General features: G+C 52.9%; 2 protein-coding genes and 1 pseudogene. All 3 read left to right on the top strand.

Annotated elements, in window-relative coordinates; all coding sequences use genetic code 11:
- Nucleotides 1–1,417 (top strand): excinuclease ABC subunit UvrC (gene uvrC / locus QVO97_RS05035; protein ID WP_288188995.1); only part of this gene is annotated, 1,417 nt, incomplete at its 5' end.
- A gap of 40 nt (nucleotides 1,418–1,457) precedes the next feature.
- Complete coding sequence (hprK, locus tag QVO97_RS05040; protein WP_022359298.1) at nucleotides 1,458–2,384, top strand: HPr(Ser) kinase/phosphatase; 927 nt, start codon at nucleotides 1,458–1,460, stop codon at nucleotides 2,382–2,384.
- A 96-nt stretch (nucleotides 2,385–2,480) separates the two neighbouring features.
- Nucleotides 2,481–2,582 (top strand): annotated as a pseudogene (locus tag QVO97_RS05045) (UDP-N-acetylenolpyruvoylglucosamine reductase); the annotation flags it as partial.

The following is a 2,582-nucleotide window of genomic DNA, read 5'->3' on the forward strand; positions in this document are numbered from 1 at the left end:
CCGGAAGCTGCCGCAGGATATGGGAAAGGACCGTCCGTGCCTCTATTACCATATTCACCAGTGCGACGCGCCATGTCAGGGGTATATTTCACAGGCAGATTATCAGAAATCGGTGAAGCAGGCGGTCGGTTTTTTAAATGGACAGTATGAGCCGGTCATGAAATATCTGGAAGAAAAGATGAGGACGGCGTCCGAGACGATGGAGTTTGAGAAGGCGATTGAGTACCGGGATCTGCTTGACAGTGTCAGAAAGGTGGCGCAGAAGCAGAAGATTACGAGCCAGAGCATGGAAGATCGGGATATTATCGCGATGGCGAAGGATGAGCGCGATGCGGTTGTGCAGGTGTTCTTCGTGCGCGATGGCAAGCTTATTGGGCGGGAACATTTCCATATGAATCTGACCGGCTCGGAGAGCAAGGCAGAAATCTTAAACAGCTTCGTCAAACAGTTTTACGCAGGAACGCCGTTTGTGCCGCATGAGATCTGGGTGCAGGAGGAGTTAGAGGACGCGGAGGTTATCGCCAGCTTCCTGACGGCGCGCCGGGGACAGAAGGTGCGCTTTGTCGTGCCAAAGATGGGCGAGAAAGAGCGGCTGGTCGAGCTGGCGGAGAAGAATGCGAAGATGGTGCTCTCCCAGGATAAGGAGAAGATCAAGCGCGAGGAGCTCCGGACGATCGGGGCGATGAATCAGATTGGATCGTGGATCGGGCTTTCGGGAATCAAGCGGGTAGAAGCCTACGATATTTCCAATATCAGCGGTTTTGAGTCGGTCGGTTCGATGATTGTCTACGAAAATGGACGTCCGAAACGCAATGATTACCGCAAATTCCGTATCCGGACGGTTCAGGGACCGAACGACTACGCTTCGATGCGCGAGGTGCTGCTGCGGCGGTTTTCCCATGGCCTGGAGGAGACGAAGAAACTGCAAGCCGAGGGCGGCGATCTGGCGATGGGAAGTTTTACGCGTTTTCCAGATCTGCTGATGATGGATGGCGGACGCGGACAGGTTAATATCGCGCTGGAGGTATTAAGAGAGCTTCAGCTGGAAATCCCGGTCTGTGGCATGGTAAAGGATGATAACCACCGGACGAGGGGATTGTATTATCAGAATGTGGAAATTCCAATCGATCGCCATTCGGAAGGATTTCAGCTGATCACCCGGATTCAGGACGAGGCGCACCGGTTTGCGATCGAGTACCACCGGAGTCTCCGGGGCAAGGAGCAGGTGCGCTCCGTGCTGGATGATATCAAGGGCATCGGACCAGCGCGCCGTAAGTCTCTGATGCGGACGTTCAAGACGATCGAAGCAGTCCGGGAGGCGAGCGTGGAGGAGCTGGAAGCTGCGCCACAGATGAACCGGGCAGCCGCTGAGGCAGTCTATATATTTTTCCGTGATGACAAGCAGGGGAAGATGTGATAGGATGTAGACAATAGTAAAAATAAAAGGAGACAAAAGTATGGGTGGAGTGACGATAACAGAACTGATCGATAAGATGGGGCTTCGCAATATGACGCCGGAGCTGGAGACGGACAATGTTATGCTGGTGCATGCGGATGTGAACCGTCCGGCATTGCAGTTGACTGGATTTTTCGACCATTTTGACAAGGACCGTGTGCAGATCATCGGTTATGTGGAAAATGCGTACATCTCGACCCTGACTCCGCAGCGCCGCCGGGAAATGTTTGACAAACTGCTGTCTTCGGGTATACCATGTCTGGTATATAGCCGCGGCATGGCACCGGAGGAGGAAGTGCTGGAGCTGTGTAACCATTATGGGGTTCCGTGCATGGTATCGGAGAAGACGACTTCGGATCTGATGGCGGAGATCATCCGCTGGCTGAACGTCAAGATGGCGCCGATGATCAGCATTCACGGCGTACTGGTCGATGTATTTGGCGAGGGTGTCCTGATTATGGGCGAGAGCGGTATCGGCAAGAGTGAGGCAGCGCTGGAACTGATTAAGCGCGGTCACCGTCTCGTCAGCGATGATGTGGTCGAGATCCGCCGCGTCAGCGATGAAACCCTGATCGGTTCGGCACCGGATATTACCCGTCATTTCATCGAGCTTCGCGGTATCGGCATTATCGATGTCAAGACGCTGTTCGGTGTAGAGAGCGTAAAGGATACACAGTCGATTGACATGGTAATCAAGCTGGAAGAGTGGGATAAGGACAAGGAGTATGACCGCCTTGGCATGGAAGATCAGTATACCGAGTTCCTTGGCAACAAGATTGTATGCCATTCAATCCCGATCCGTCCGGGACGTAACCTGGCAATCATCGTAGAGTCGGCGGCAGTCAACTATCGTACCAAGAAGATGGGATATAATGCGGCGAAAGAACTGTACAAGCGGGTACAGGCGAACCTGGCAAGAAGAGATTAATGGAACGATTCACGCAGTCTGATTCGTGTGATTTAGTGCGGAAATCCCGACTTGCAAGGGATGGAGCCGTTATGAAATGAATAAAGGAAAATAGATATGTCTAATTTTTATCAGAAACTTTGTGATGCCATCGGCGCTGCTTCCGTGCGTGAGCAGGAGCCGATGAGTGCACATACGACCTTTCGGGCTGGTGGACCA

This window comes from Clostridium sp. CAG:43 (assembly GCF_000434655.1).
GTDB classification, from domain to species: Bacteria; Bacillota; Clostridia; order Lachnospirales; family Lachnospiraceae; genus Otoolea; species Otoolea fessa.